This window comes from Prevotella pectinovora (assembly GCF_000834015.1).
In the GTDB taxonomy this organism is placed as follows: domain Bacteria; phylum Bacteroidota; class Bacteroidia; order Bacteroidales; family Bacteroidaceae; genus Prevotella; species Prevotella pectinovora.
Window position 1 is genome coordinate 75,197 of the sequence record NZ_JXQI01000063.1, and the last position, 23,104, is coordinate 98,300.

The 23,104-nt window shown below is 47.8% G+C and carries 20 protein-coding genes; 6 read left to right on the top strand and 14 right to left on the bottom strand.

Annotated elements, in window-relative coordinates; genetic code table 11:
• The first annotated feature begins 3 nt into the window (after positions 1–3).
• Entirely contained in the window at positions 4–1,062 is a 1,059-nt protein-coding gene (locus tag ST42_RS09065; protein ID WP_044073315.1) for an efflux RND transporter periplasmic adaptor subunit, read from the top strand.
• A gap of 18 nt (positions 1,063–1,080) precedes the next feature.
• Positions 1,081–4,248 (top strand): efflux RND transporter permease subunit, encoded by a 3,168-nt coding sequence (locus ST42_RS09070; protein ID WP_082027857.1) that lies wholly within the window; start codon positions 1,081–1,083, stop codon positions 4,246–4,248.
• A gap of 113 nt (positions 4,249–4,361) precedes the next feature.
• Here the strand turns inward: ST42_RS09070 and ST42_RS09075 are convergent, their stop codons facing one another.
• The 9 genes from ST42_RS09075 to ST42_RS09110 form a co-directional block, all read right to left on the bottom strand.
• A complete protein-coding gene (locus ST42_RS09075) occupies positions 4,362–4,904 on the bottom strand; it encodes a 2-oxoacid:acceptor oxidoreductase family protein (RefSeq protein WP_044066245.1) in 543 nt (180 codons plus the stop codon).
• Entirely contained in the window at positions 4,901–5,668 is a 768-nt protein-coding gene (locus ST42_RS09080; RefSeq protein ID WP_022316209.1) for a thiamine pyrophosphate-dependent enzyme, read from the bottom strand. The genes ST42_RS09075 and ST42_RS09080 overlap by 4 nt, the downstream gene beginning before the upstream one ends.
• A 19-nt stretch (positions 5,669–5,687) precedes the next feature.
• On the bottom strand, positions 5,688–6,788 hold the full coding sequence (locus ST42_RS09085) for a 3-methyl-2-oxobutanoate dehydrogenase subunit VorB (protein WP_044073249.1): 1,101 nt from the start codon (positions 6,786–6,788) through the stop codon (positions 5,688–5,690).
• A gap of 3 nt (positions 6,789–6,791) precedes the next feature.
• On the bottom strand, positions 6,792–7,025 hold the full coding sequence (locus tag ST42_RS13580) for a 4Fe-4S dicluster domain-containing protein (protein ID WP_022316207.1): 234 nt from the start codon (positions 7,023–7,025) through the stop codon (positions 6,792–6,794).
• 149 nt (positions 7,026–7,174) lie between these two features.
• Positions 7,175–7,354, bottom strand: a complete 180-nt coding sequence (locus ST42_RS09090) for a tetratricopeptide repeat protein (RefSeq protein WP_022316206.1) — start codon at positions 7,352–7,354, stop codon at positions 7,175–7,177.
• A gap of 30 nt (positions 7,355–7,384) precedes the next feature.
• Positions 7,385–8,263 (bottom strand): bifunctional methylenetetrahydrofolate dehydrogenase/methenyltetrahydrofolate cyclohydrolase FolD, encoded by an 879-nt coding sequence (folD, locus tag ST42_RS09095; RefSeq protein WP_022316205.1) that lies wholly within the window; start codon positions 8,261–8,263, stop codon positions 7,385–7,387.
• Between the two features lie 48 nt (positions 8,264–8,311).
• On the bottom strand, positions 8,312–9,679 hold the full coding sequence (gene ffh / locus ST42_RS09100) for a signal recognition particle protein (RefSeq protein ID WP_044073251.1): 1,368 nt from the start codon (positions 9,677–9,679) through the stop codon (positions 8,312–8,314).
• A gap of 219 nt (positions 9,680–9,898) precedes the next feature.
• Positions 9,899–10,675, bottom strand: a complete 777-nt coding sequence (locus ST42_RS09105; protein ID WP_156139342.1) for a hypothetical protein — start codon at positions 10,673–10,675, stop codon at positions 9,899–9,901.
• Between the two features lie 184 nt (positions 10,676–10,859).
• Positions 10,860–11,498, bottom strand: coding sequence for an HAD family hydrolase (locus tag ST42_RS09110; RefSeq protein WP_044073253.1), 639 nt, complete (start codon positions 11,496–11,498; stop codon positions 10,860–10,862).
• A 471-nt stretch (positions 11,499–11,969) separates the two neighbouring features.
• Here ST42_RS09110 and fabD point away from each other — a divergent pair, with 471 nt between their 5' ends.
• The 3 genes from fabD to ST42_RS14590 all read left to right on the top strand — a co-directional run bounded on the left by fabD (position 11,970) and on the right by ST42_RS14590 (position 15,138).
• Positions 11,970–12,857 carry an ACP S-malonyltransferase gene (fabD, locus tag ST42_RS09115; RefSeq protein ID WP_022316201.1) on the top strand — a complete coding sequence of 296 codons (888 nt, stop codon included), beginning with the start codon at positions 11,970–11,972 and terminating at the stop codon, positions 12,855–12,857.
• Positions 12,858–12,975: 118 nt separating this feature from the next.
• Positions 12,976–14,652: an alpha-amylase family protein gene (locus ST42_RS09120; protein ID WP_044073254.1), complete on the top strand. Its 1,677-nt coding sequence runs from the start codon at positions 12,976–12,978 to the stop codon at positions 14,650–14,652.
• Positions 14,653–14,670: 18 nt separating this feature from the next.
• Positions 14,671–15,138, top strand: a complete 468-nt coding sequence (locus ST42_RS14590; RefSeq protein WP_044073255.1) for an alanyl-tRNA editing protein — start codon at positions 14,671–14,673, stop codon at positions 15,136–15,138.
• A 40-nt stretch (positions 15,139–15,178) separates the two neighbouring features.
• On the opposite strand, the gene ST42_RS09130 is transcribed toward ST42_RS14590, so the two are convergent.
• Entirely contained in the window at positions 15,179–15,742 is a 564-nt protein-coding gene (locus ST42_RS09130) for an anthranilate synthase component II (protein WP_022316198.1), read from the bottom strand.
• Positions 15,743–15,767: 25 nt separating this feature from the next.
• Positions 15,768–16,436 carry a phosphoribosylanthranilate isomerase gene (locus tag ST42_RS09135; RefSeq protein WP_044073256.1) on the bottom strand — a complete coding sequence of 223 codons (669 nt, stop codon included), beginning with the start codon at positions 16,434–16,436 and terminating at the stop codon, positions 15,768–15,770.
• Positions 16,437–16,747: 311 nt separating this feature from the next.
• Here ST42_RS09135 and ST42_RS09140 point away from each other — a divergent pair, with 311 nt between their 5' ends.
• A complete protein-coding gene (locus tag ST42_RS09140) occupies positions 16,748–17,506 on the top strand; it encodes an SDR family NAD(P)-dependent oxidoreductase (protein ID WP_044073257.1) in 759 nt (252 codons plus the stop codon).
• A 111-nt stretch (positions 17,507–17,617) separates the two neighbouring features.
• On the opposite strand, the gene ST42_RS09145 is transcribed toward ST42_RS09140, so the two are convergent.
• The 3 genes from ST42_RS09145 to ST42_RS09155 are packed head-to-tail and all read right to left on the bottom strand — an operon-like array spanning position 17,618 to position 23,036.
• Positions 17,618–18,793, bottom strand: coding sequence for a TolC family protein (locus ST42_RS09145; RefSeq protein WP_082028625.1), 1,176 nt, complete (start codon positions 18,791–18,793; stop codon positions 17,618–17,620).
• Complete coding sequence (locus ST42_RS09150) at positions 18,768–21,833, bottom strand: efflux RND transporter permease subunit (protein WP_044073261.1); 3,066 nt, start codon at positions 21,831–21,833, stop codon at positions 18,768–18,770. Before ST42_RS09150 ends, ST42_RS09145 begins: the two co-directional genes overlap by 26 nt.
• A gap of 33 nt (positions 21,834–21,866) precedes the next feature.
• Positions 21,867–23,036, bottom strand: coding sequence for an efflux RND transporter periplasmic adaptor subunit (locus ST42_RS09155; RefSeq protein ID WP_082027861.1), 1,170 nt, complete (start codon positions 23,034–23,036; stop codon positions 21,867–21,869).
• Between the last annotated feature and the right edge of the window lie 68 nt (positions 23,037–23,104).

The following is a 23,104-nucleotide window of genomic DNA, read 5'->3' on the forward strand; positions in this document are numbered from 1 at the left end:
GAGATGAAAAGGAAAAATACAGTTACAGGATGGCTTGTGGCATTCATTATCGGCGGATTATTACTGACAGGATGCTCAAAACAAGCGAAGAAGAAGGAGCAGAAGACAATCAAAACGGAGACTATCACCGTGGGCAGTACGGCGCTTGGAGAAACCAAAGATTATGTCGGGACTATAGAAGAAAAAATAGGGTCAACACTAAGTTTCGAGATTGCCGGCAACATCACTTCCATAAGAGTGGATGAGGGAGACATAGTGAGCAAAGGACAAGTGCTCGCCACCATAAACCCGACCACAGTGAGGGAGGCTCACAAAAGTACGATGACTGCTCTGAAGCAGGCGGAAGACGCATATAGGAGATTTCTGCCCTTGCATAAGGCTGGAACGATTTCCGAACTGCAATGGGTGGATATTGAAAGCAAACTGGAACAGGCGAAAGCGGCAGAGAGCATAGCCCGCCAACAACTGTCGCACACCACACTCACGGCTCCTTTTGCCGGAGTGATAGCCTCAAAGAATGCGGATTTGGGAACGTACGTCCTGCCAGGACAACCCGTACTGAAGTTGGCTGATGTGGAACAGGTAAACGCGAAGGTTTCTGTTCCTGAAAGCGAGATATCACATCTACGCATCGGCGACAAGGTGAAACTGACGGTTGCTGCACTTGACAATGCTGTATTCTATGGAACGGTTTCGGAAAAGGGCATCGACGCCAATCCCATATCACATACTTATGACATAAAAGTGGGTATCGCCAACACTCATGGGCGTCTTCTCCCCGGCATGGTGTGCAACGCCAACGTTACGGGCGGCGCAACAAAAGAACAGGCGCATATCATCGTGCCACCACAAAGCATAGAACTGGATGTGGACAATTCTAGATTCGTTTGGACTGTAGTAGACGGGAAGGCGCATCAGCAGCGTGTGGAGACCGGCGACTTCGAAGGGGACGGAATTATAATCCTGTCTGGACTGAAACCAGGCGACCAAGTTATAGTAAACGGCCAGCAGAAGGTGTCTGAGGGAATGAGAGTGGACACCGGCAAGGGTATGGACAGATAATGACGGAAAGGAAATAACATGGACATTGACAAAAAGGCGAAGAAGAAGGACACTGCCCTTCGGGAACACATCAAAGCGCGCCTCACGAGGAAACCAAACCGGGTGATAAAACGGTCATTTATAGAGGCTGCGATGTGTAACCACAATATCGTGATATTGCTTATGGGAATGCTCGTGCTCCTGGGAATACTGGGACTCGCCACGATGCCGAAGCAGGAGATGCCGCAGTTCACGGTGCGCCAAGGTGCATGCGTAGCAGTATATCCGGGTGCCACATCGGCAGAGGTGGAAGAACGGGTGGCGAAACCTCTGGAGAATTTCATCTTCGGATATAAAGAGGTGAACAAAAAGAAGACATACACACAGAGCAAAGACGGCATGCTGATTGCATTCATGGAACTGAACGACTATGTGGAAGACAAAGATGCTTTCTGGAGCAAGTTCAAACATGGACTGCAGGCATTCAAGTCTTCACTGCCTTCGGGAGTAATCGCATTGCAGGCGGTAGACGATATTGCCGAGACATCGGCTTTGCTCATAACGATTGAAAGCAAACAGAAGACTTACCGGGAACTAAACACCTATATAGACAACCTGAAAGACAGGCTCCGACGCATCGACGCCATATCCAACCTCCGGACATACGGTTTGCAGAACGAACAGATAAGCATTTATCTGGACCAGAACAAGCTGTCGAAATATGGCATCGGCCCCTTCAAGATACTCAACGAACTGGCGCTTCAGGGATTCACCACCATTAGCGGAAGTCTGGACATGGGCAATCTAACTCTGCCTATCCATATCACCGACTCCTACAACAACGAGCGTGATGTGGCGGAACAGATTGTATATTCCGACCCGAAAGGCAACATCGTGAGGCTCAAAGACATTGCACGCATAACGAGGGAATACCCGAAACAGGAGAAATACATCAAGAGCAATGGCAACAAATGTGTGCTTCTGTCTATCGAGATGCGACCAGGAAACGATATCGTGAAGATGGGAAATGATGTCCACAAGGCATTGGACGAGTTTGAGGAGACCTTGCCAAAGGATGTGCATATCGCCACCATCACCGACCAAAGCAAAGTGGTGAACGAATCGGTGATGAACTTTCTGCAGGAGCTGCTCATCTCGGTCATTTCGGTCATCATTGTGGTCATCCTGCTGATGCCAAGACGCGTGGCTGAGGTTTCTGCCCTCAGCATTCCAATTACCATATTCTCGTCGGTCGGCATTTTCTATCTCTTCGGCATGGAACTGAACACTGTGACACTGGCGGCACTCATAGTGACATTGGGAATGGTAGTAGACGACTCCGTAGTGATTATTGACAACTACATGGAAAAACTGGGACACGGCATGTCTCGATGGCATGCTGCCATAGCAGCCCCGAGAGAATTCTTCATGTCGGTGCTATCTGCCACACTGAGCATCTCACTGACCTTTTTCCCGTTTCTGTTCACCATGCACGGTGATATGGGCGATTTCGTGCAGTCGTTCCCATGGGCGATGTTCATCATCTTGAGCATTTCGCTGACAGTATCACTGCTGCTTACTCCTTATCTGCAGTATATCGTGATACACCAAGGCATATCCAGCACACCGAAACCTAACGCAAAGAAGAAACCTCTTGACTATCTGCAAACGGGATATACGTGGTTGTTGAACCGTTGTTTTGCCTTTCCACGCACCACGCTTGTCATAGGAGCCGCTCTGGTTGCCACTGGAGCCATGATATTCGTGAAACTGCCACAGCGAATGATGCCTATCGCAGAGCGCAACCAGTTTGCCGTTGAATTCTATCTTCCCAACGGTACGACAGCTGAAAAGACATCCATTATAGCCGACTCCATGGCTAATATTCTGAAACGAGACCCTAAAGTGACTGCCGTAACGATGTTTATCGGACAAGGATCGCCACGTTTTCACACTACATACGCTCCACAGATTGGCGGACCAAACTTCGCACAGTTCATTGTAAATACCGTGAGCAATGATGCTACGGAGGAGGTGCTCAACAAGTATGCCGACCATTATTCCAACTATTTCCCGAATTGCTATATCCGCTTCAAGCAGATGGACTATAATTCTGCTTCTTATCCCATCGAGATAAGAGTGAGCGGCGACAGTATCAGCGACCTGAAAAAGGCTGCCAAACAGATTGCCGCCTGCATGCATGAGGTGGAGGGAATAAACCTGATACGAACAAATTACGAGGAACCGCAGCCTGGAATAAGTGTTACACCGGATGCTACAGAGGCAAACAGACTGGGTGTGAACAAGACTATCCTCTCTGCTGACCTGGCAATTCATTTCGGCAGCGGTTTACCGATGTCTACTCTCTGGGAAGGCGATTACCCGGTAAAAATGGTTCTGAAATCGGAAAACGACAGTGATTTGGCAAATGAATACATCCCCGTAATGGGTGGAACAGCCAGCGTACCGCTACGGCAGTTGGCAAAGATTTCACCTGACTGGCATGACGGCAGCATAATACGCCGTAATGGTGTCCGCACAATATCTATCGTGGGCGAACCATTACGAGGATATAACGCCAACAAGCTGTCTGAAGAGCTGAAGACAAAGGTTGCCGGACTCTCACTCGACCCGGATCTCACATGGGAAGTAGGAGGTATGTCGGAAAAAGATGCTGAAACCATGCCGCAAGTGATATCAGGAGTGATGGTTGCGATACTGGTGATATTCTTCATTCTCCTCTTCCATTTCAAACGCATCAGTCTGGCATTGGTAAATCTCTCTTCAATGTCGCTCTGCATCTTCGGAGCAGCCATAGGACTCTTCATCACGGGATATGACGTCAGCCTGACATGTGTATTGGGTGTTGTCAGTCTGATGGGAATACTTGTGCGCAACGGTATCATCATGCTCGACTATGCCGAGGAACTCCGACGCGACAAGGGACTGTCAATACGCGATGCCGCCTTCCAAGCCGGCGAGCGACGCATGCGCCCTATCTTCCTCACATCAGCAGCAGCCTCAGTGGGCGTATTGCCGATGATGTTGGAAAACAACACGTTATGGTCGCCAATGGGTGCTGTGATATTCTTCGGCACACTAATCTCGATGGTTCTCATAGCCACAATCCTGCCTGTGCTATACTGGCTCGTGTTTGACAAGCACGGAAAGTATAGCTTAAGGAAGAAGAAAACAAATATTCTATAGCAACCAAACAAGCAGTATTACTTGACGAAAAGCCAAGCAAACTCAAAATACTACAAAATGAGGGTATGCCAAATACGACATACCCCCATTTTGTTATATAAGAAGTTGAAATATTACTGCTTCTGCATGATGTCTCCACCAATCTTGATAGCCTCCATGTTCAGAGGAATCAACTTGTGGTGACGCTCAGGAAGAGTCTTGAATAGAGCCTTCTCAACACCATTCTCACTAACCACAGGAGAAACCTTGAGCATACCACCAAGTACGATCATATTAAACACCTTGGTATTCTTGAGCTCTGCAGCCTTGTCCATAGCATCGATGCGATAGATGTCAATGTCGGTGCGGGTTGGGGGGTTGATGATACCATTTCCCTCGTAGATGAGGATACCACCTGGCTTAACGCGAGACTCGAACTTGTCGAGTGATGGCTGGTTGAGTACAATAGCAATGTCATACTTGCTGAGCACTGGTGATGAAATACGCTCATCGCTTACGATTACAGTAACGTTGGCAGTACCACCACGCTGCTCTGGTCCGTAAGCTGGCATCCATGTTACTTCCTTGTCTTCCATAAGACCAGAGTAAGCCAAGATCTTACCCATGGAAAGAACACCCTGACCACCAAATCCTGATATGATTATTTCTTTTTTCATTCGTCTATAGTATTTTTAAGGTCTCCTTTCGGATAGAATTCGAACATTTTCTCACGCAACCACTCGTTTGCCTTTACAGGAGAGAGTTTCCAACCACTGTTACATGTACTTGTAATCTCTACGAGGCTTGAGCCCTTGCCCTGCATAGAAGCCTCGAAAGCCTTGCGGATAGCCTTCTTTGCTGAACGGATAGCTGCTACTGTGTCAACGCTCTGGCGTGTAACATAGCATGTACCCTGAAGTGTGGCAGCGATTTCTGTCATCTTCAATGGGTATCCGTGAAGCTCCGGTGTACGGCCATAAGGACAAGTTACAGTCTTCTGTCCGAGCAATGTAGTAGGAGCCATCTGACCACCAGTCATACCATAAATGGCATTGTTGATGAAGATGATAGTGATGTTCTCACCACGGTTCAGTGCGTGGATTGTCTCAGCTGTACCAATACAAGCCAAGTCACCATCACCCTGATATGTGAACACGAGACGGTCTGGCCAGCAACGCTTGATACCAGTAGCAACTGCAGGAGCACGTCCGTGAGCAGCCTCAGACCAGTCGATGTCAATATAACGATATGCGAATACAGAGCAACCTACCGGGCTTACACCTACAGCCTTGTCCTGCATGCCCATCTCTTCGATAACCTCTGCAACGAGCTTATGAACAACTCCATGAGAGCAACCTGGGCAGTAGTGCATAGGAGTGTCGTTCATCAACGACGGTTTTTCATATACCAGATTCTCTGGTGCAATTATATCTTCTTTCATGCTGTTTCAAAATTAAAGATTAGCCATTAAATCTTCCGCTCTTGATATTCTCTTTCAGAGAGTTTACAATCTCCTCTGGATCTGGAACGATACCACCAAGACGGCCGAAATGCTCTACTGGCACAGTGCCGTGGGTAGCGAGACGTACATCCTCTACCATCTGGCCGGCGTTGATCTCAACAGAGAGAACACCCTTCTTGCCCTTAGCAAGAGCCTCAAGCTGCTTATCCGGGAAAGGCCACAATGTGATAGGACGGAAGAGTCCGACCTTCAAGCCATCCTCGCGAGCGAGCTCCATTGCCTTCTCTGAGATACGGGCTGCACTACCGAATGCAACAAACAGATAGTCAGCATCCTCACACTGTGAAGTCTCATATCTAACCTCATTCTCCTTTACCAGCTCATACTTCTTGAGAAGCTTCTGGTTACGGATTTCCATGACCTCTGGCTGCAACTCAAGAGAAGTGATGATGTTTGGCTTACGGTCTGGTGTGCGACCGAATGTAGCCCAAGGACATTCTTTCTTGATTTCCTCCTCGGTACGACGTGGCTTAACTGGTGGCAATACCACCTTCTCCATCATCTGACCGATAACACCGTCGCTAAGAATCATCGCTGGCATGCGATACTTGAATGCAAGTGTGAAAGCGAGATCCATGAAGTCTGCCATCTCCTGAACTGAAGATGGAGCGAGAACGATAACATAATAGTCACCATTACCACCACCACGAGTAGACTGGAAATAGTCACTCTGTGAAGGCTGGATAGTTCCCAGACCAGGACCACCACGCTGCACGTTGATGAATACACCTGGAAGCTCAGCACCTGCCATATAAGAGATTCCCTCCTGCATAAGGGCTACACCAGGGCTTGATGAAGAAGTGAATACCTTCTTACCTGCACCTGCCGCTCCATAAACCATGTTGATGGATGCCACCTCACTCTCAGCCTGGAGAACTACCATACCAGTTGTCTCCCATGGCTTGAGCTCTGCAAGAGTCTCGATCACCTCACTCTGAGGTGTGATAGGATAACCGAAATAAGCATCACATCCGCAACGGATTGCTGCGTGAGCGATAGCCTCATTTCCTTTCATTAAAAGAATTTCTTTTTCTGCCATTGCTTAATCCTCCATACGTTTTTTGTAAACACTGATACATCCATCAGGACATACGATACCACACGACGCACAACCGATACAATCATCGGGGCGTACAGCCACGGCATAAGGATAACCGTTCACATTGACATGTTTGTCAGACAATGCGATGACATCCTTAGGACAAGCTACAACACACAGAGAGCAGCCTTTGCAGCGGTCTGTGTTAACTACAATTGATCCTTTGATTTTGCCCATGTCTTTTCTAAATTAAATTAAAGGGTAACAGTTAAGGACTACAGGAGATAACCCGTCTCCTCATGTCCATCGCCTTAAGCTTATAAAATCTTTTTAGTCTAAATTTTTCTTTCGTCAGTCACAAGAAAATGCACAAACCCACATCATGTTTATGGGTTGTACATATCCTTGTTGTAGAAGTTGAGGATGTCCATAACCATCCTCTTGGCCTCAACGGCAGCGCATTCTGCATCTAGAGCTATCGCTTCATTATAGCAGCGGATAGCCTCCTGCCAGTTTCCAGCACGCTGAAACTCCCTTCCTTCCATGTAAAATTCTTCTGCCGTCATGATATAGAATTATTTTGTTCTGTCTTATTATCATTTGTAATACTCCTTCTTACCTGCCGCCAAAGTGTTTTTCATGAGCGAGCAGATAGTCATCGGTCCTACTCCGCCAGGAACAGGAGTGATGAAAGAGCATTTTGGAGAGACCTCATCGAACTTCACGTCTCCATTAAGACGGAATCCGCTCTTGCGTGTAGCGTCCGGCACACGTGTGGTACCGACATCGATTACTACTGCACCCTCCTTCACCATGTCAGCAGTAACGAAGTCCGGTCTGCCGATGGCTGCAATTATGATGTCAGCCTCGCGACATTCCTCCTTGAGAGTCTTGGAATGGCTGTGACATACAGTCACCGTGGAGTCACCATACTGCTTCTGCATCATCAACTGTGCCATAGGCTTGCCTACGATGTTGCTTCTGCCGAGAACAACACATTTCTTGCCAGACGTCTCGATATTATAACGCTGAAGCAATGTCAGTATGCCGAGCGGTGTGGCTGAGATGAAGCAAGGCAGACCTATCGCCATTCTACCCACATTGACTGGATGGAATCCGTCAACATCTTTTCTATAGTCGATAGCCTCGATTACCTTCTGCTCATCAATATGCTTGGGGAGCGGGAGCTGAACGATAAAACCGTCAACATCAGCATCGTCATTCAGTTTCTTCACTGTATCAAGGAGTTCCTCCTCGCTCACATTCTCTTCGAAACGTATCAGTGAACTTTTGAATCCGCAAGCTTCACAAGCGAGAACCTTGTTCTTTACATATGTCTCGCTACCGCCATCGTGACCCACGAGAATAGCGGCAAGATGAGGCTGTTTACCTCCCTTTGCCATTATATCTTTCACTTCAGCGGCAATCTCTTCCTTGATTTTCGCCGCTGTAGCCTTTCCGTCAATCAACTGCATATCTTATATATGTAAGTTTTGTAATTTCTTAATTAAAACTCCTGCCTATCACATCTTAGGCATACCACCCGGCATTCCTGGCATTCCGCCCTTCATGTGCTTCATGGCGTTCATCATCTGTGTCATCTTCGAGCCAGTCACCATCTTCATCATCTTGCGAGTCTGGTCGAACTGCTTTATCAGACGGTTTACGTCCTGGATATTCGTACCGGATCCCTTGGCGATGCGCTGGCGGCGACTCGTATTCAGGAGTTCCGGATTAGTGCGCTCCTTTGGAGTCATACTGAGGATTATCGCCTCGATACCCTTGAAAGCATTGTCGTCGATGTCCACATCCTTGATTGCTTTTCCCACACCCGGAATCATCGAAGCCAAGTCTTTCAGATTACCCATCTTCTTGATCTGCTGAATCTGTCCGAGGAAATCGTTGAAGTCGAACTTGTTTTTCTGAATCTTCTTCTGCAGACGTTTTGCCTCCTCTTCATCAAACTGCTCTTGAGCACGCTCAACCAAGCTGACGATATCTCCCATTCCGAGGATACGGTCAGCCATACGTGACGGATGGAAAACATCGATTGCTTCCATCTTCTCACCAGTTCCGACAAACTTGATAGGCTTTGTCACAACCGTTCTGATACTCAATGCCGCACCACCGCGTGTATCACCATCGAGCTTTGTCAGAACGACACCGTCAAAATCAAGACGGTCATTGAATGTCTTTGCCGTATTCACGGCATCCTGACCGGTCATGGAGTCAACAACGAAGAGTGTCTCGTCGGGATTGACGGCATTCTTCAGTCTTTCTATCTCGTCCATCATCTCTTCATCAACGGCGAGACGACCGGCGGTATCTATAATAACGACATCGTAGCTCTTTGCCTTAGCCTCCTTTATGGCATTGTCGGCAATCTCTACGACATTCTTGTTTCCATCTTCTGAATACACAGGAACACCGATCTGCTCTGCAACGACCTTGAGCTGCTGAATAGCGGCAGGACGATAAACGTCGCACGCCACGAGCAACGGATTCTTGTGTTGTTTCTTCTTGAGCATATTGGCAAGCTTTCCACTGAAAGTTGTCTTACCGGAACCTTGAAGACCAGACATCAGGATGATTGATGGTCTGCCCTGAAGCTTCAGCTCGGCAGCATCACCACCCATAAGTTCAGCGAGCTCGTCATGAACGAGCTTCACCATGAGTTGACCTGGTTTTACGGCAGTGAGCACATTCATACCCATCGCCTTCTTCTTTACGGTGTCAACAAAAGTCTTGGCAACCTTATAATTGACATCCGCTTCCGTCAATGCCCTACGTACATCTTTGAGCGTTTCTGCAACGTTAATCTCTGTAATCTTTCCCTCTCCTTTCAGTATCTTGAAGGAACGCTCAAGTCTGTCACTTAGATTCTCAAACATAAATTTCTATATAATATTTCGTTCTTCTTTTAATTTTCTTTTGCAAATATAAGAAATATGGTTTAGAAACAAAAGGAACAGAGGATGTATTTAAAATATTTTAAACACTTTGACTATAAAAAATGCTTTAGCAAAGGAAATCAGGCCTTGCCACATTTACAAAATTGCGATTAAACACGTGAAATCCACTAAAATGTAAACTACACACTACAAGTCAAATCACCTCATGCCTCCAAATCCCATATCCGGTTCTGAACCGAACATTCCACCATATGGATTTCTGTAGTCCCGTTGTCCCATAGAAACAGACACCTGAACGCTGAAACTCGGACTGAAATTATACTTCACGGCAGCGCCTATACGGTCACCGAGGTCGTCCATCGTACAAAAGCGATATGGGATTGGTTTGTTTACAAGGCTTTTTCTGCCATAGACATATGCCTCCCAGTGCTCATCAAATTTATATCCGAGAACTGCGCTGACACCGGCATCTGTAAACCTGTCGTGTGCCCAATATGCATTGCTCACCCATCCGCCAATGGCAAGAGTGAGCCGTTTGGTCAACGGCAGAGCATACATCATAGACAAATCCTGTGCGAAGCCTGCTCCCTTGGGGGCTCCTTTGCCAAAGGCTGCGAATACGGAAGCACCGAGATTCACGTTGAGACCTTTATGGAGAGTCCAGTTGTTGAACCCCCACCACCCATCATAAGGATAAGTCATGAGCGGCACTTGTCCTTTCATATTGAGAGTCGGCAAATTCAACGTATCCGCATTCTGTCTGCCTCTATCGAGATATTCTGTGCGAGCGTATGGCTGCGGCCCTACCGATGGAGGGAGAATACAGTCTTTGTTCATCTCAAGACTTGCCAATGAATCTGCCTGCAAAACATCCTTAGGTTTCACCTGCTTCATATCATCAAGATTCTCCTGAGCCATTACTATCGAAGGCAAGGCAAGGATAGCGGAAAATATCAGAAACAACATCTTTTTCATACAGACAAAAGTAATCTATTATCGTCTTTTCACCAAATGACTAAAACTTTTTTCACCTTTATTATATATAAGTAGATGAACTGAAAGAAATTTGAAGTCAAGCCGGACGGCCACTCAAATCGCACAAGAGGAATCGCCCAAGAAGAGAATGCCTGCCAGTTGACAAATACAAGTCAATGAGAAACTACAATATTTCCTGCGGAGTTTCCACAAATGTCGTAGCCCCATTCTCTATCAAGAATTCTTTGTCACGGAATCCCCACAAAACACTGATGCATGGAATGCCGACATTTTTTGCTGTGTTCACATCAACATCACTGTCACCTATATATACAGCTTCCTCTTTGTCTACACCAAGCAGACGGAAGGCTTCGAGCACGGTGTCCGGAGCTGGCTTCTTTCTTATATTCTCCCTCTCACCGATTGCCACCTTAACATATTCTCCAAAGAAATGCCGCACGAGTTCACCTGTGGCATCATAGAATTTATTGCTCACCACTGCAATATTCTTTCCTCTCTTTTTCAGTTCGCGAAGAAGATCCACCATACCCGGATATGGCTTTGTTGTGTCGAGTCCATGCTCCAAGTAATGTTTTTTGAATGTGGCATAAGCATCCTCGAACAATGGGTTGTCGAGTCCATCGGGAACAGCCCGCTCCATAAGTTTCTTCACTCCATTACCTACGAAGTTTCTCACTTCATCAACCGTATGCTGCGGCATTCCATATTCTTTCAATGCGAAGTTAACACTTGCCGCCAAATCATTGATGGTATTTAGCAGCGTACCGTCCAAATCAAAAACGTAGGTCTTGTATTCTCTCATTTTAATAATGAATTAATGATTGCTATAATATATCTTTCCAGCTTTTAAAATATACCTGAACACATACCGGCAAAGGTATGATTGCAGGATGCAAAAGTATTACAAATATATGAAACGACAAAGACAAGCATGATTATTATACGCTCCATAACAAGAATGAAACAAAAGTAAGACATGATGGTTGGAATTACAAAATGAACTTATTGGGCATTTGTCTGACAGCAATTCTGCCCATCCGGGACAAGCAGCGTACCACAGTTGGGAAAGCAGCGTGCCCATTTAATAACAAACCGACATTAGGATTAATGTGTGCACTAAATTAATTCCACCAACGAGTTAAACCAGCAATAATCTACCAAGGAAAAGGTATTTTAGACTAATTATGAACGTTTTTGTTTACTAAATGCCTGTTATCCGACAAAAAACTTGTAACTTTGCAGCGCTTAATTATAAACAAACATATATATAAAAATGAAAGCATTTGTATTTCCCGGACAGGGAGCACAGTTCGTAGGTATGGGCAAGGACCTCTACGAAAACAATCCATTGGCAAAAGAACTTTTCGATAAGGCTAACGAGATTCTCGGTTATAGCATCACCGACATCATGTTCAACGGAACAGACGAGGAACTGAAGCAGACCAAGGTTACTCAGCCTGCAGTATTCCTCCACAGCGTAATCAGCGCACTCTGCATGGGCGACGCTTTCCAGCCATCAATGGTTGCAGGTCACTCTCTCGGAGAGTTTTCTGCTCTCGTAGCAGCTGGAGCACTGAGCTTCGAAGATGGTCTGAAACTTGTTTACGCCCGTGCCATGGCTATGCAGAAGGCATGTGAGGCAGCTCCATCGACAATGGCAGCAATCGTAGGTCTGGCCGATGACAAGATCGAAGAAATCTGTGCTGAAGTAAGCAAGCCTGGTTGCGTGGTAGTGCCTGCAAACTACAACTGCCCAGGCCAGCTCGTTATCTCAGGAAACATCGAGGCTATCAACGAGGCATGCGAGAAACTGAAGGCAGCCGGAGCAAAGCGTGCCCTGCCGCTGAAGGTGGGTGGTGCTTTCCACTCTCCACTCATGCAGCCAGCCAAGGATGAGCTTGAAGCAGCTATCGAGAAGACCGAAATCCACGCTCCTAAGTGTCCGGTATACCAGAACGTTGACGGCAAGCCTCATACTGACCCTACCGACATCAAGAAGAACCTCATCGCACAGCTCACAAGCTCTGTACGCTGGACAGAGTGTGTAAAGAACATGATCGCTGACGGAGCAGACGACTTCACAGAATGTGGTCCTGGCAAAGCTCTTCAGGGTATGATCGGCCGTATCGACAAGACTGTAGCCGCTCACGGAATACAGTAAGAACAACCTCTTAAACAGCATAAGGAGTCATAGGTTTTTCACCTATGGCTCTTTTTTTGTACCTACTTCTGGCGATAATTTGAAAATAATATGTAAATTTGCATAAAACGGAAAACTTATGGAAAAAGCTATAATCTACCAAATCTTCACAAGACTGTTCGGAAACACGAATACAACAAGGAAACACAACGGTACGCTGACGGACAACGGATGCGGTAAACTCAACGCATTCACTCCAGCTGTGTTGCGCAGAATAAAGGAGCTCGGCGTCACACACGTATGGTATACAGGAGTGATACGACACGCCACAACAACAGACTATACCCGATACGGAATACCACGGCAACATCCGGCTGTGGTGAAAGGAAATGCGGGAAGCCCGTATGCCATAACCGATTACTACGACATCGACCCAGACCTGGCGACTAACGTAGAAAAGCGAATGAACGAATTCGAATCTCTCGTTAAGCGCACACACAAAGCAGGTCTGAAGATGATAATAGACTTTGTGCCCAACCACGTGGCACGACAATACAAATCGACAGCAAAACCAAAAGGCATTGCCGACTTCGGTGAGAACGACAATACAGGAATGCAATTCTCTCCGCAAAACAATTTCTACTACTGCCCGGAACAGAGTTTTGCAGCCGACATCGATCTCTATCATGGTGAAGAACTACCATACGAGGAATTCCCAGCCAAAGCCACAGGCAACGACTGCTTCGGAAACAGACCGGGCAGGAACGACTGGTATGAGACGGTGAAGCTGAACTACGGCGTGGACTACTGCGATGCCGGCGGAGTGTCCACACACTTCTCCCCCACTCCAGACACTTGGAAGAAGATGCTCGACATACTGCTATTCTGGGCAGGAAAAGGAGTAGACGCATTCAGATGCGACATGGCAGAAATGGTGCCGTCTGCTTTCTGGCAATGGGTCACGACGGAAGTGAGGAAAAAACATCACAACGTGAAATTCATTGGCGAGGTATACAATCCCGGCAGATACAGAGAATATATAAATGCCGGTTTTGACTATCTCTACGACAAGGTGGGAATGTATGACAGCTTGCGTGACGTGGTATGCGGCCATAGGAGCGCCACTGATATCACGAGACAGTGGCAAACGAATGACGACATCGCCGACCACATGCTTTATTTCCTGGAAAACCATGACGAGCAGCGAATTGCAAGCGACTTCTTTGCCGGAGACGCCAGGAAAGGCATACCGGCTCTCATGACAAGCGCACTTATGAGAACCAACCCGTTCATGCTTTATGCCGGACAGGAATATGGAGAGAGAGGAATGGACGAAGAGGGATTCAGCGGAAGAGACGGAAGAACGACAATATTCGACTACTGGTCTGTCGACTCGCTGATACACGGATATTCAAGCAGAAGACAACTGACAAAAGAGGAAAAATCAATCGAAGCCACATACAAGAAGGTGCTAAACATTGCGACCAGCGAGAATGCCGTAACAGGAGGCAAGTTCTTCGACCTCATGTATGTAAACCCAACATCTGCAGACTTCAATGCAGACAGGCAATACGTTTTCTTAAGAAGCAACGAAGACGATTTGATGATAGTACTTGCCAACTTCAGCGACGAGAGCAGCGACTGCAAGGTAAACATTCCGCAACACGCATTCAACTATCTCAACCTGAAGAAAGGAATAATGGAAGGAACCGACCTGCTGAACGGAGAGAAAATCACCATCACCCTTTCTGACACCGACCCACTGAATCTTTCAGTGGAGGCATGGAGCGGCAGAGTGATAAAGATATCAAAATGAATCAAACAATAATAATCTATGGACTACGAACTGAATACACACAACAAAGAGGAGTTTCCGCCGGCTCATACCGCCGAACATCTTCTCAACCAGACGATGATGAGGATGTTCGGATGTGAACGATCACGAAACGCTCATATAGAGCGAAAGAAAAGCAAAATCAGTTATATCCTTGACCACAAGCCCGACCGCAACGAGGAAAAGGAAATAGAACGCAGGATGAACGAGCTGATAGCCGAAGATCTGCCAGTGACTTTCGAATATGTGGACAGAGACCATGTTCCCGACAATGTACAGCTTGACAGACTGCCCGACGACGCATCGGAAACCCTGCGTATCGTGCGCATCGGCGACTACGACGCATGTCCTTGTATCGGAAAGCATGTGCGTTCTACTGCACAAATAGGAAAGTTCGTGCTGCTCGGCACCAACTGGGACGAGATGAAGCATTCGTTCAGAGTGAGATTCAAGATTGTGACGGAATAAGGATTGTCGGGACAACTGCAAAGGATGCAACCAAACAGCATCATTCTCCCAACCAGTTCCCGATGATTCTCTTTCCATCCGGTGTCAACACACTCTCTGGATGGAATTGTATTCCATGCACTGCATAATGACGGTGGCGGAAGGACATTATCTTTCCGTCATCGCTCACAGATGTAATCTCAAGACACTCAGGAAAGCCTTCTCTGCTGACCACCCAACTATGATAACGTCCCACCTCGATACGTCTTGGCAGGCCATCAAACAGGCTATCGTCTGCTATAATATCACATGGCGTAGCCACACCATGATAGACATGCGACAGATTCTCAATCTTTGCTCCAAAGACTTCGGCTATTGCCTGGTGACCCAGACAGACTCCCAGGATTGGCAACCTGCCGGCATATTCTCTTATCACATCAAGAAGAAGCCCTGCCTCTGACGGTATGCCGGGACCGGGACTGAGCAAAAGCTTGTCGTATTCCGCCAGACTGTGGAGTTCGAAACAGTCATTGCGCAACACGTCAACATCAACACCGATGGCCTTCACGAGATGTGCGAGGTTATATGTAAAGCTGTCGTAATTGTCAATTATAGCGATTCTCATATTCTCCCTGATTTTTGTCTTCAAATCATTTTCTCAATAAGGAGATGAAATCTTTAAGTTTTGAGGTATCTTTGATGCCAGGCTTCGTCTCAAATCCTTCGTTCAGGTCTACACCTGCAAAACAAGGATTGGAAACAGACTTAATGCCGTCCGAATCCTCCATCACTATTCCTCCTACAAGGAATGGCAAACCACCATCGTATTCATCAAGCAACTCAAAGTCGGAACACGACCTTGCCCCCTCCGTATCATCGTTTTTCATATTGAAGACCAACATGTCGGCATGAGCTGAATATTGTCTGCTTGATTTCAAATCATCTATATTCGCCACATTCAGAGTCTTGAAAATTCTGACACCTTTGCAAATATCAGGATCAAGAGTCCGGCGAAGGTTGTCTATCATTACTGGCGACTCGCTGCCTTGAAGTTGAACACAATCGAGCTTGTAATTATATACAGCAGTGACGATGTTCTGCGGCATGTCGTCGGCAAAGACTCCCACACGCCGTGGTGAATTGTTTTCGGCGATGAGTCTCCTGTCTGCATAATCGGGAATAATGGCAGCCAAAGACGCTATCATGCCGACATGACGCGGATCATCTTTACAGAAATTAAATCCCATCATGTCGATGCCCAGTTTCCCCACATCGCGAATATTCTCCGGATCGCGCATTCCGCATACTTTTATCATCATAAGCTGGTGATTAAAAAAAACGAATTATCCTATAGAAGCTGTCTGAATGCGAGTTGACGACAAACAGCCCACATGTCATTTTTCCATTCCTTTCATGGAAACGGCAGACAAAGGTAATGTTTTATTTTCAATCTCCATTCTTTTCCATCAAATTACTGTGAGGTAAACAGGAAAAAAATTCACTCAAAAAACACGAAAAGCCCGCTTATAGAAAGCTTATTTACGAGAAATACATTAAATTTGCAAAAATTGGGATTATCACTGCGGATACGACAACAATGACTTACAATAATAAATAAAAAAATATCAAGATGAAAAAGATTGCACTTATCACAGGAGCCACAAGCGGCATTGGAGAAGCCTGTGCAAGAAAGTTTGCCGAAGGCGGTTATGACTTGATTCTCACGGCACGCCGCGAGGAGAAACTGGCTGAAATCAAAGCCGAACTGGAAGCCAGGGGCACGGAGGTGAAGGCCCTGGCATTCGATGTACGCGATACGGCTGCTGCAAAAAAGGCGATAGACTCGCTCGATGAGGAATGGAAGAAAATCAACGTGCTGATAAACAATGCCGGACTCGCCCTTGGCCTCGACAAGGAATATGAAGCCAAGCCAGAAGAATGGGACGCGATGATCGACACCAACGTGAAGGGACTGCTCACGATGACGCGCCTTGTGGTGCCGGGTATGGTGGAACGCAACGAGGGCAACGTGATAAACATCGGTAGCGTGGCAGGCGATGCCGCCTACGCCGGAGGAAACGTATACTGTGCCACAAAGGCAGCCGTGAAGGCTCTGTCTGACGGACTGCGTATCGACGTAGCCGACACTGCTGTGCGAGTGACGAACCTCAAGCCGGGACTCGTGGAAACGAACTTCAGCAAGGTGCGCTTCCATGGCGACAACGAGCGTGCCGACAATGTATACAAGGGCATCAAGCCGCTAACCGGTGCCGACATCGCCGATGTAGCCTTCTATGCAGCATCGGCTCCGAAGCACGTGCAGATTGCCGAAGTGCTCATACTTGCCACACACCAGGCAAGCGGAAGTGTAGTGCACAGGGAAAAATAACAAATCCCTATCCTATCATCAGGGAAAAGTCTGGACAAATAAGGACCAATGGTCAAGGGGCAAGAATCACATGACAGATTCTTGCCCCTATTATTTTCGATTTCAAATCTCTTACAATTCGTTCTTATGCAGCACTGCATGCAGTTTTGCGCTCTGACAATGAATGTCGATATGGCGCTGGAGCTTCTCGTAGATGCTGTTTACCTCTGTGTAATAATCCAAAGCATTGATTTCTCCATGCTGGAGAGCTTTGGAGAATAGTACTATAGACTCCTGCATCATCTTGACATCACTATGGTCAAGCACCTGCTGCAAGCCGACAAGCTGTTGATAGCCAGACTGCAACTGCGATTCAGCATCCTTGCGTGCCTGCTCCACTTGCAGCTCTGCACTCTGCCGGCGCTCCCGGGCTGCCTTGATTCTCTTGCTGTTGCTATAGAGCGGAAAGCTGACCCCTACCATAATACCGTTCACTCCTTCTTTCTGCTCCGTGTTGCGACGATAGCCAAAGGAGATGTTAGGCAACCACTCTCTTTTCTGCATTTTCACATTCATATCAGCAGATTTCAGCATCGTCTCAGCCATCTGTATATCGGCATCACTGGCTAGATAAAGAGCCTTGTAGGATTCAAAGTCCTTTATCGGCTGGAATTCAGGAAACTTCTCACTGTCAATTGTCACGGGCTTTCCGCCATTCAGCTGTTGCAGCTGCTGTAGCAGGAGCATCCGTTCGTTCTGCGCCTCGCTTACCATGGTCTGCACCTCCATGCAGTCGAGCTTCACCTTGTTTACCTCAAGGATATTTGCATCTCCTGCCGCCATACGTTTGTCGTACATCTGATGCAGGGTTTCGCTGTTCTCCAAGCGCTGGTCGAGCATTGTCATAGTCATGTTCAAACGTATGATGTCGAGACACAGCTGTTCTGCTTCGAGCAGTATGTCGCGACGGTTCTTTTCATACATCTTGCCTCCCACCGTCTTCTGCATCTTCGCCTGTTTGTTGCGGTCGGCATACTTGGTAGGAAACTGTATCTCCTGGCTCACCACAAGTTCGCTCTCCGCCACACCCGAATATCCGCTTCTGAAGAACGGACTGTATTCCACCGACAGTCCATCGAGGGAATTTTCAGCCTTTATGTCGAGTACATCAGCCTCGTTATCGTGCTGCAGAGCTCTCAGAGTGAGATTATTCTGGGCTATCTGCTTCAGCACATCGTCAACGCTGTTGTCTGCCGAGGCTGTGAAAGCCATAAGTACGAAACTAACGGCGATTAGAAATCTTTTCATATATTACCGGAATTATAAATGCGTTAAGTAATGTTGAACTAATCAATCCTCCGAGAATTACCTTTGCCATAGGCGACTGTATCTCATTTCCCGGCAGGTCTCCACCAAGGGCGAGTGGCAAGAGGGCAAGAGCCGAAGTGAGAGCCGTCATCAATATAGGATTCAATCGAGACAGCGAACCGTTCACTATAGCCTCCCTTACTGTAGCGCCTTCTTCTGTGCGCAGACGCTTGTATTCTGTCACGAGGAGCATTCCGTTTCGTGTGGCGATACCAAAGAGGGAGATGAATCCGATGATTGCCGGTATGCTCACTTCTCCTGTAGTAATCACCAGAGCAAATATACCTCCGATGAGTGCAAGAGGCAGATTCAGAAGAATAACGCCTGCTTCCTTGGCATTGCGGAACTGCATGAAGAGCAGCAGGAAAATTATTGCAATGGCGATGGTACAAGTGAGATAAAGCACTCTGCTTGCACTCTCCTGGCTCTCAAACTGTCCACCGTATTCTATGCGATAGCCTTCTGGCAATTTCACCTCTTCGCCCACTGCTTTCTTGATATCAGCTACGACGTCGCTCAATGCCCTGCCGCTGGTGTTGGCAGATATTACTATCTTGCGCTGCACGTTCTCACGGTTGATGGTGTTCGGTCCGGCACTCGACACGATGTCTGCCACGTCAGACAACGGCACCTTGCGTCCGTCTGGCGCGTCTATGATGAGGTCGCTTATCTCATCGTAGTCGCCGCCTTTCACCACGAGGTTGAAGGCCCTGCCAGCCTCATACACCTGAGAAACAGTTTCACCGGCAAGGTTAACAGAGATGAACTCGTTGAATTCGGGCAACGTGATACCGTTGCGCAAGAGGAGTTCGCGGCGCGGAATGACTTTCAGTTCCGGACGCTCTATCTGCTGTTCCACATTCAGGTCGGCGATTCCGTCGATGTCCTTGCAAGCCTTCTTTATCTGATTGCCGATGGTGAACATCTTGTTGAGATCTGTTCCAAAGAGTTTTATGGCGATGCTTGCCTGCGTACCTGAGAGCATGGCATCGATACGATGGGATATCGGCTGGCCTATCTCTATGTTTGCGCCCGCCAATACGGAGAGGCGATGGCGCACATCATCGAGTACCTCCTCATGACTACGGCCGTCGAGCTTGAATGGTGCTTCTATCTCACTTACGTTCACGCCGAGAGCATGCTCGTCGAGTTCTGCACGTCCTGTTTTCCTCGCCACGGTCTGAATCTCCGGTACCTGCAGCAGAAGCCTTTCCGCCCGCGCTCCTATGGAATCGCTCTCCTCCAGGGAAATGCCGGGTAGCGAGGATATGTTTATGGTGAATGATCCCTCATTGAATTTTGGCAGGAAACTGCTGCCAAGCGAGAGGAATATCACTAAAGCCAAAACAAGCAATGACGCAGAGGAAATGAAGACGGTGCGGGTATGGTCGAGCACCCAGAGCAAAGCCTCACGGTAGTATTTCTTCAGCCACACCGCCACGAAAGCCTCCTTCGGCATCTCACCATTGCTTTTGTTCAGCATATAGCTGCAGAGCACCGGTGTGAGCGTGAGAGCCACAAGTGTGGAAGCGAACAAAGCCGTGACGAAAGCTATGCCAAGAGGAATGAGCATCCTGCCCTCCATACCGCTGAGGAAGAACAGCGGGGCAAAGCTGACGATAATGATAAGTGTGGAATTGAGAATCGGCATACGCACCTCACGTGAGGCGTTGTATACGAGTTCTATTATCGGTATGCGCTCTGCCTCCGGCAGTTCGCGGTTCTGCCGTATATGTTTATACACGTTCTCCACATCCACTATGGCATCATCCACAAGCGAACCGATGGCAATTGCCAAACCGCCAAGTGTCATGGTGTTTATGCTTATGCCAAGAACGTTAAGCACTATCATTGCCACGAGGAATGAAATTGGGATTGTGACAAGTGAAATCACCGTAGTACGGACATTGGCAAGAAATATCATCAGCACGATGACCACGAATATGGCTCCCTCCATGAGCGACTTCTGCACGTTGTCGATACTGCTGTCGATGAAATCTGCCTGACGGAAGATATCGGTTGAGATATGTACATCTGCCGGAAGGTTGGTCTTCAGTTCGTCGAGCGCATTGTTCAGTTGTTCGGTGAGTTTCAGCGTACTGGTGTCTGGCTGTTTTGTCACAGTGAGCAATACTGCCGGACGTGCCTTCTCGCTTGCCACGCCGAGCTTGGGCGACTGGTTGCCTACCTTGATGTCTGCGACATCGGCAAGTGTTATCACGCTCTCGCCGTTTTTCTTCACGATGCAGGCACCGATCTTGTCGATATCGTTGGTAGAGGTGATGGCGCGGATGATATATTCGTTGCCGTATTTATAGCGCACACCACCATTGGTGTTGGTGTTCATGCCGCGTGTGCTGGCCATAACTTCGGAGAGCGACACACCGAAATGCTTCATCTTGCCGGGACTGATGAGTATCTGGTATTCTTTGATGTCACCTCCGTGCACGCTTACCTGTGCCACACCACCCGTTGAGAGCAGCTGCGGACGGATTACCCAGTCGGCATAGGTGCGCAGATCCTGAAGCGACGCCTTGTCGCTGGTAAGACTCACGATGAGCACCTCGCCAAGAATAGACGACTGCGGTCCGAGCACTGGCGCACTGACACCTTCGGGCATCTGTTCGCCAACGGCTGCGAGTTTCTCGCTGACTATCTGGCGTGCAAGATATATATCTGTGCCCCAGTCGAACTCTACCCAGACTACAGAGAAGCCATGGGTTGACTGCGACCTCACCCGGCGCACTCCGGTGCTGCCGTTCACTGCCGTTTCTATAGGAAAGGTGACGAGCTGTTCCACCTCCTCTGCTGCCATACCTCCCGCTTCTGTCATTATGACAACGGTTGGGGCATTGAGGTCGGGGAAGACGTCAACTTCGGTCTTGCTTGTAGAATACAGCCCTGCGATGACAAGCAGAACTGCCGCCACAAGAACGAGTATTCTGTTCTCAAGCGAGAACCTGATAATCTTGTTCAGCATAATTTATAATCTGTCTGTTACGTAGGATTTTCTTTAATGATTATGGTTGTGGGCAGGGATAGCGTTAGAGGCCGAAGCGAGCTTCACCTGTATGGCTCCCTTGGTCACCACCCTGTCGCCTTTCTTCAGTCCGCTGAGGATTTCCACCCTGTCGCCATCGTTCTCGCCGAGTGTCACCTCCTGCTTGCGATATCCCTCCTTGTCCACCTGGATATAGATGTAATGCACGCCCTGCTCTTCCGTTATGGCAGTGAGCGGCAGGGTCATCACGTTAGGTCGGTCTTGGGTGATGAGGAATATTTCAGCGTAGGAACCCTGAACAACATCGCCTGTATTGTTGAATTCGAATATGACTGGAATGTAGGAGTTGTTTACCTCTGCCGAACGTCCATACGACTGTATGTGTCCGCCCATATCAGTGATGTCATAAAGGCGGTCACTGTAGCTGGTACGGAATTTCGCACACTTTATCTTATTCAGTTCCTTGAACTCGCGCTCTGGAATTTCTGCGCGGAGATAGAGATGTTGGTTCTGGGTTATGATGGCAAGCGGCTGGCCAGCCTCAACATAGTCGCCGCCGTTAACCAGACACTGTTTGATGAAGCCTCCGCGAGGTGCGGTGACTACTACGCCGCCAGCACTGCGTGTTTTCTGCATGCTTGTATATGTCAGTTTTGCAGCCTCATATTCTGCCTTCGCCACAGCGAGGTCTTTATCGCTTATTATCTTATCTTTTATAAGGATTCGCGCACGGGTGTAGTCACGCTCTGCACGCTCGTAGTCGATACGTGCACGCTGCACGGGATCGCCGTCGGCAACCTGCATTCCTGCTGACGTGATTGAGAACAAGGCCGCACCATTGGCTACCTTCAATCCTTCACTCACATGATTCTTGTTTGCCACACGGCCACTGATTGTGGCAACGACAGTGGTCTCGTCGCACGATGCAGACAACACTTTACCGCTGGTATGGATAACGCCATGAAAGGTTCCAGGCATAATTGTTTCAACCTGCACTCCGGCAGCTTTTGCCTTTTCTGGAGTCAGCAAAATCACGTCACCATCGTGGTCATGGTCATGGGCGTCTTCGCCGGCATGCTGCTCCGTCTCTTCTTCATGGTCATGATCGTGGTTTTTGCTGCCACAGGCAGCCATACCAAGAGCGAGAATGAACAGCGATAAACAGTAAAAGCTTTTCTTCAGCATAATTCTTGATTCTTTATTTTTTTCGGTTTTCATTTATTTGGATGCAAAGATACCACAACAGTATT

Bases quoted from the DNA above. Each gene is read 5' to 3' on its own strand.
- ST42_RS09065 (WP_044073315.1), top strand. From the start codon at position 4: ATGAAAAGGAAAAATACAGTTACAGGATGGCTTGTGGCATTCATTATC.
- ST42_RS09070 (WP_082027857.1), top strand. From the start codon at position 1,081: ATGGACATTGACAAAAAGGCGAAGAAGAAGGACACTGCCCTTCGGGAA.
- ST42_RS09075 (WP_044066245.1), bottom strand. From the start codon at position 4,904: ATGAAAAAAGAAATAATCATATCAGGATTTGGTGGTCAGGGTGTTCTT.
- ST42_RS09080 (WP_022316209.1), bottom strand. From the start codon at position 5,668: ATGAAAGAAGATATAATTGCACCAGAGAATCTGGTATATGAAAAACCG.
- ST42_RS09085 (WP_044073249.1), bottom strand. From the start codon at position 6,788: ATGGCAGAAAAAGAAATTCTTTTAATGAAAGGAAATGAGGCTATCGCT.
- ST42_RS13580 (WP_022316207.1), bottom strand. From the start codon at position 7,025: ATGGGCAAAATCAAAGGATCAATTGTAGTTAACACAGACCGCTGCAAA.
- ST42_RS09090 (WP_022316206.1), bottom strand. From the start codon at position 7,354: ATGACGGCAGAAGAATTTTACATGGAAGGAAGGGAGTTTCAGCGTGCT.
- folD (WP_022316205.1), bottom strand. From the start codon at position 8,263: ATGCAGTTGATTGACGGAAAGGCTACAGCGGCGAAAATCAAGGAAGAG.
- ffh (WP_044073251.1), bottom strand. From the start codon at position 9,679: ATGTTTGAGAATCTAAGTGACAGACTTGAGCGTTCCTTCAAGATACTG.
- ST42_RS09105 (WP_156139342.1), bottom strand. From the start codon at position 10,675: ATGAAAAAGATGTTGTTTCTGATATTTTCCGCTATCCTTGCCTTGCCT.
- ST42_RS09110 (WP_044073253.1), bottom strand. From the start codon at position 11,498: ATGAGAGAATACAAGACCTACGTTTTTGATTTGGACGGTACGCTGCTA.
- fabD (WP_022316201.1), top strand. From the start codon at position 11,970: ATGAAAGCATTTGTATTTCCCGGACAGGGAGCACAGTTCGTAGGTATG.
- ST42_RS09120 (WP_044073254.1), top strand. From the start codon at position 12,976: ATGGAAAAAGCTATAATCTACCAAATCTTCACAAGACTGTTCGGAAAC.
- ST42_RS14590 (WP_044073255.1), top strand. From the start codon at position 14,671: ATGGACTACGAACTGAATACACACAACAAAGAGGAGTTTCCGCCGGCT.
- ST42_RS09130 (WP_022316198.1), bottom strand. From the start codon at position 15,742: ATGAGAATCGCTATAATTGACAATTACGACAGCTTTACATATAACCTC.
- ST42_RS09135 (WP_044073256.1), bottom strand. From the start codon at position 16,436: ATGATGATAAAAGTATGCGGAATGCGCGATCCGGAGAATATTCGCGAT.
- ST42_RS09140 (WP_044073257.1), top strand. From the start codon at position 16,748: ATGAAAAAGATTGCACTTATCACAGGAGCCACAAGCGGCATTGGAGAA.
- ST42_RS09145 (WP_082028625.1), bottom strand. From the start codon at position 18,793: ATGAAAAGATTTCTAATCGCCGTTAGTTTCGTACTTATGGCTTTCACA.
- ST42_RS09150 (WP_044073261.1), bottom strand. From the start codon at position 21,833: ATGCTGAACAAGATTATCAGGTTCTCGCTTGAGAACAGAATACTCGTT.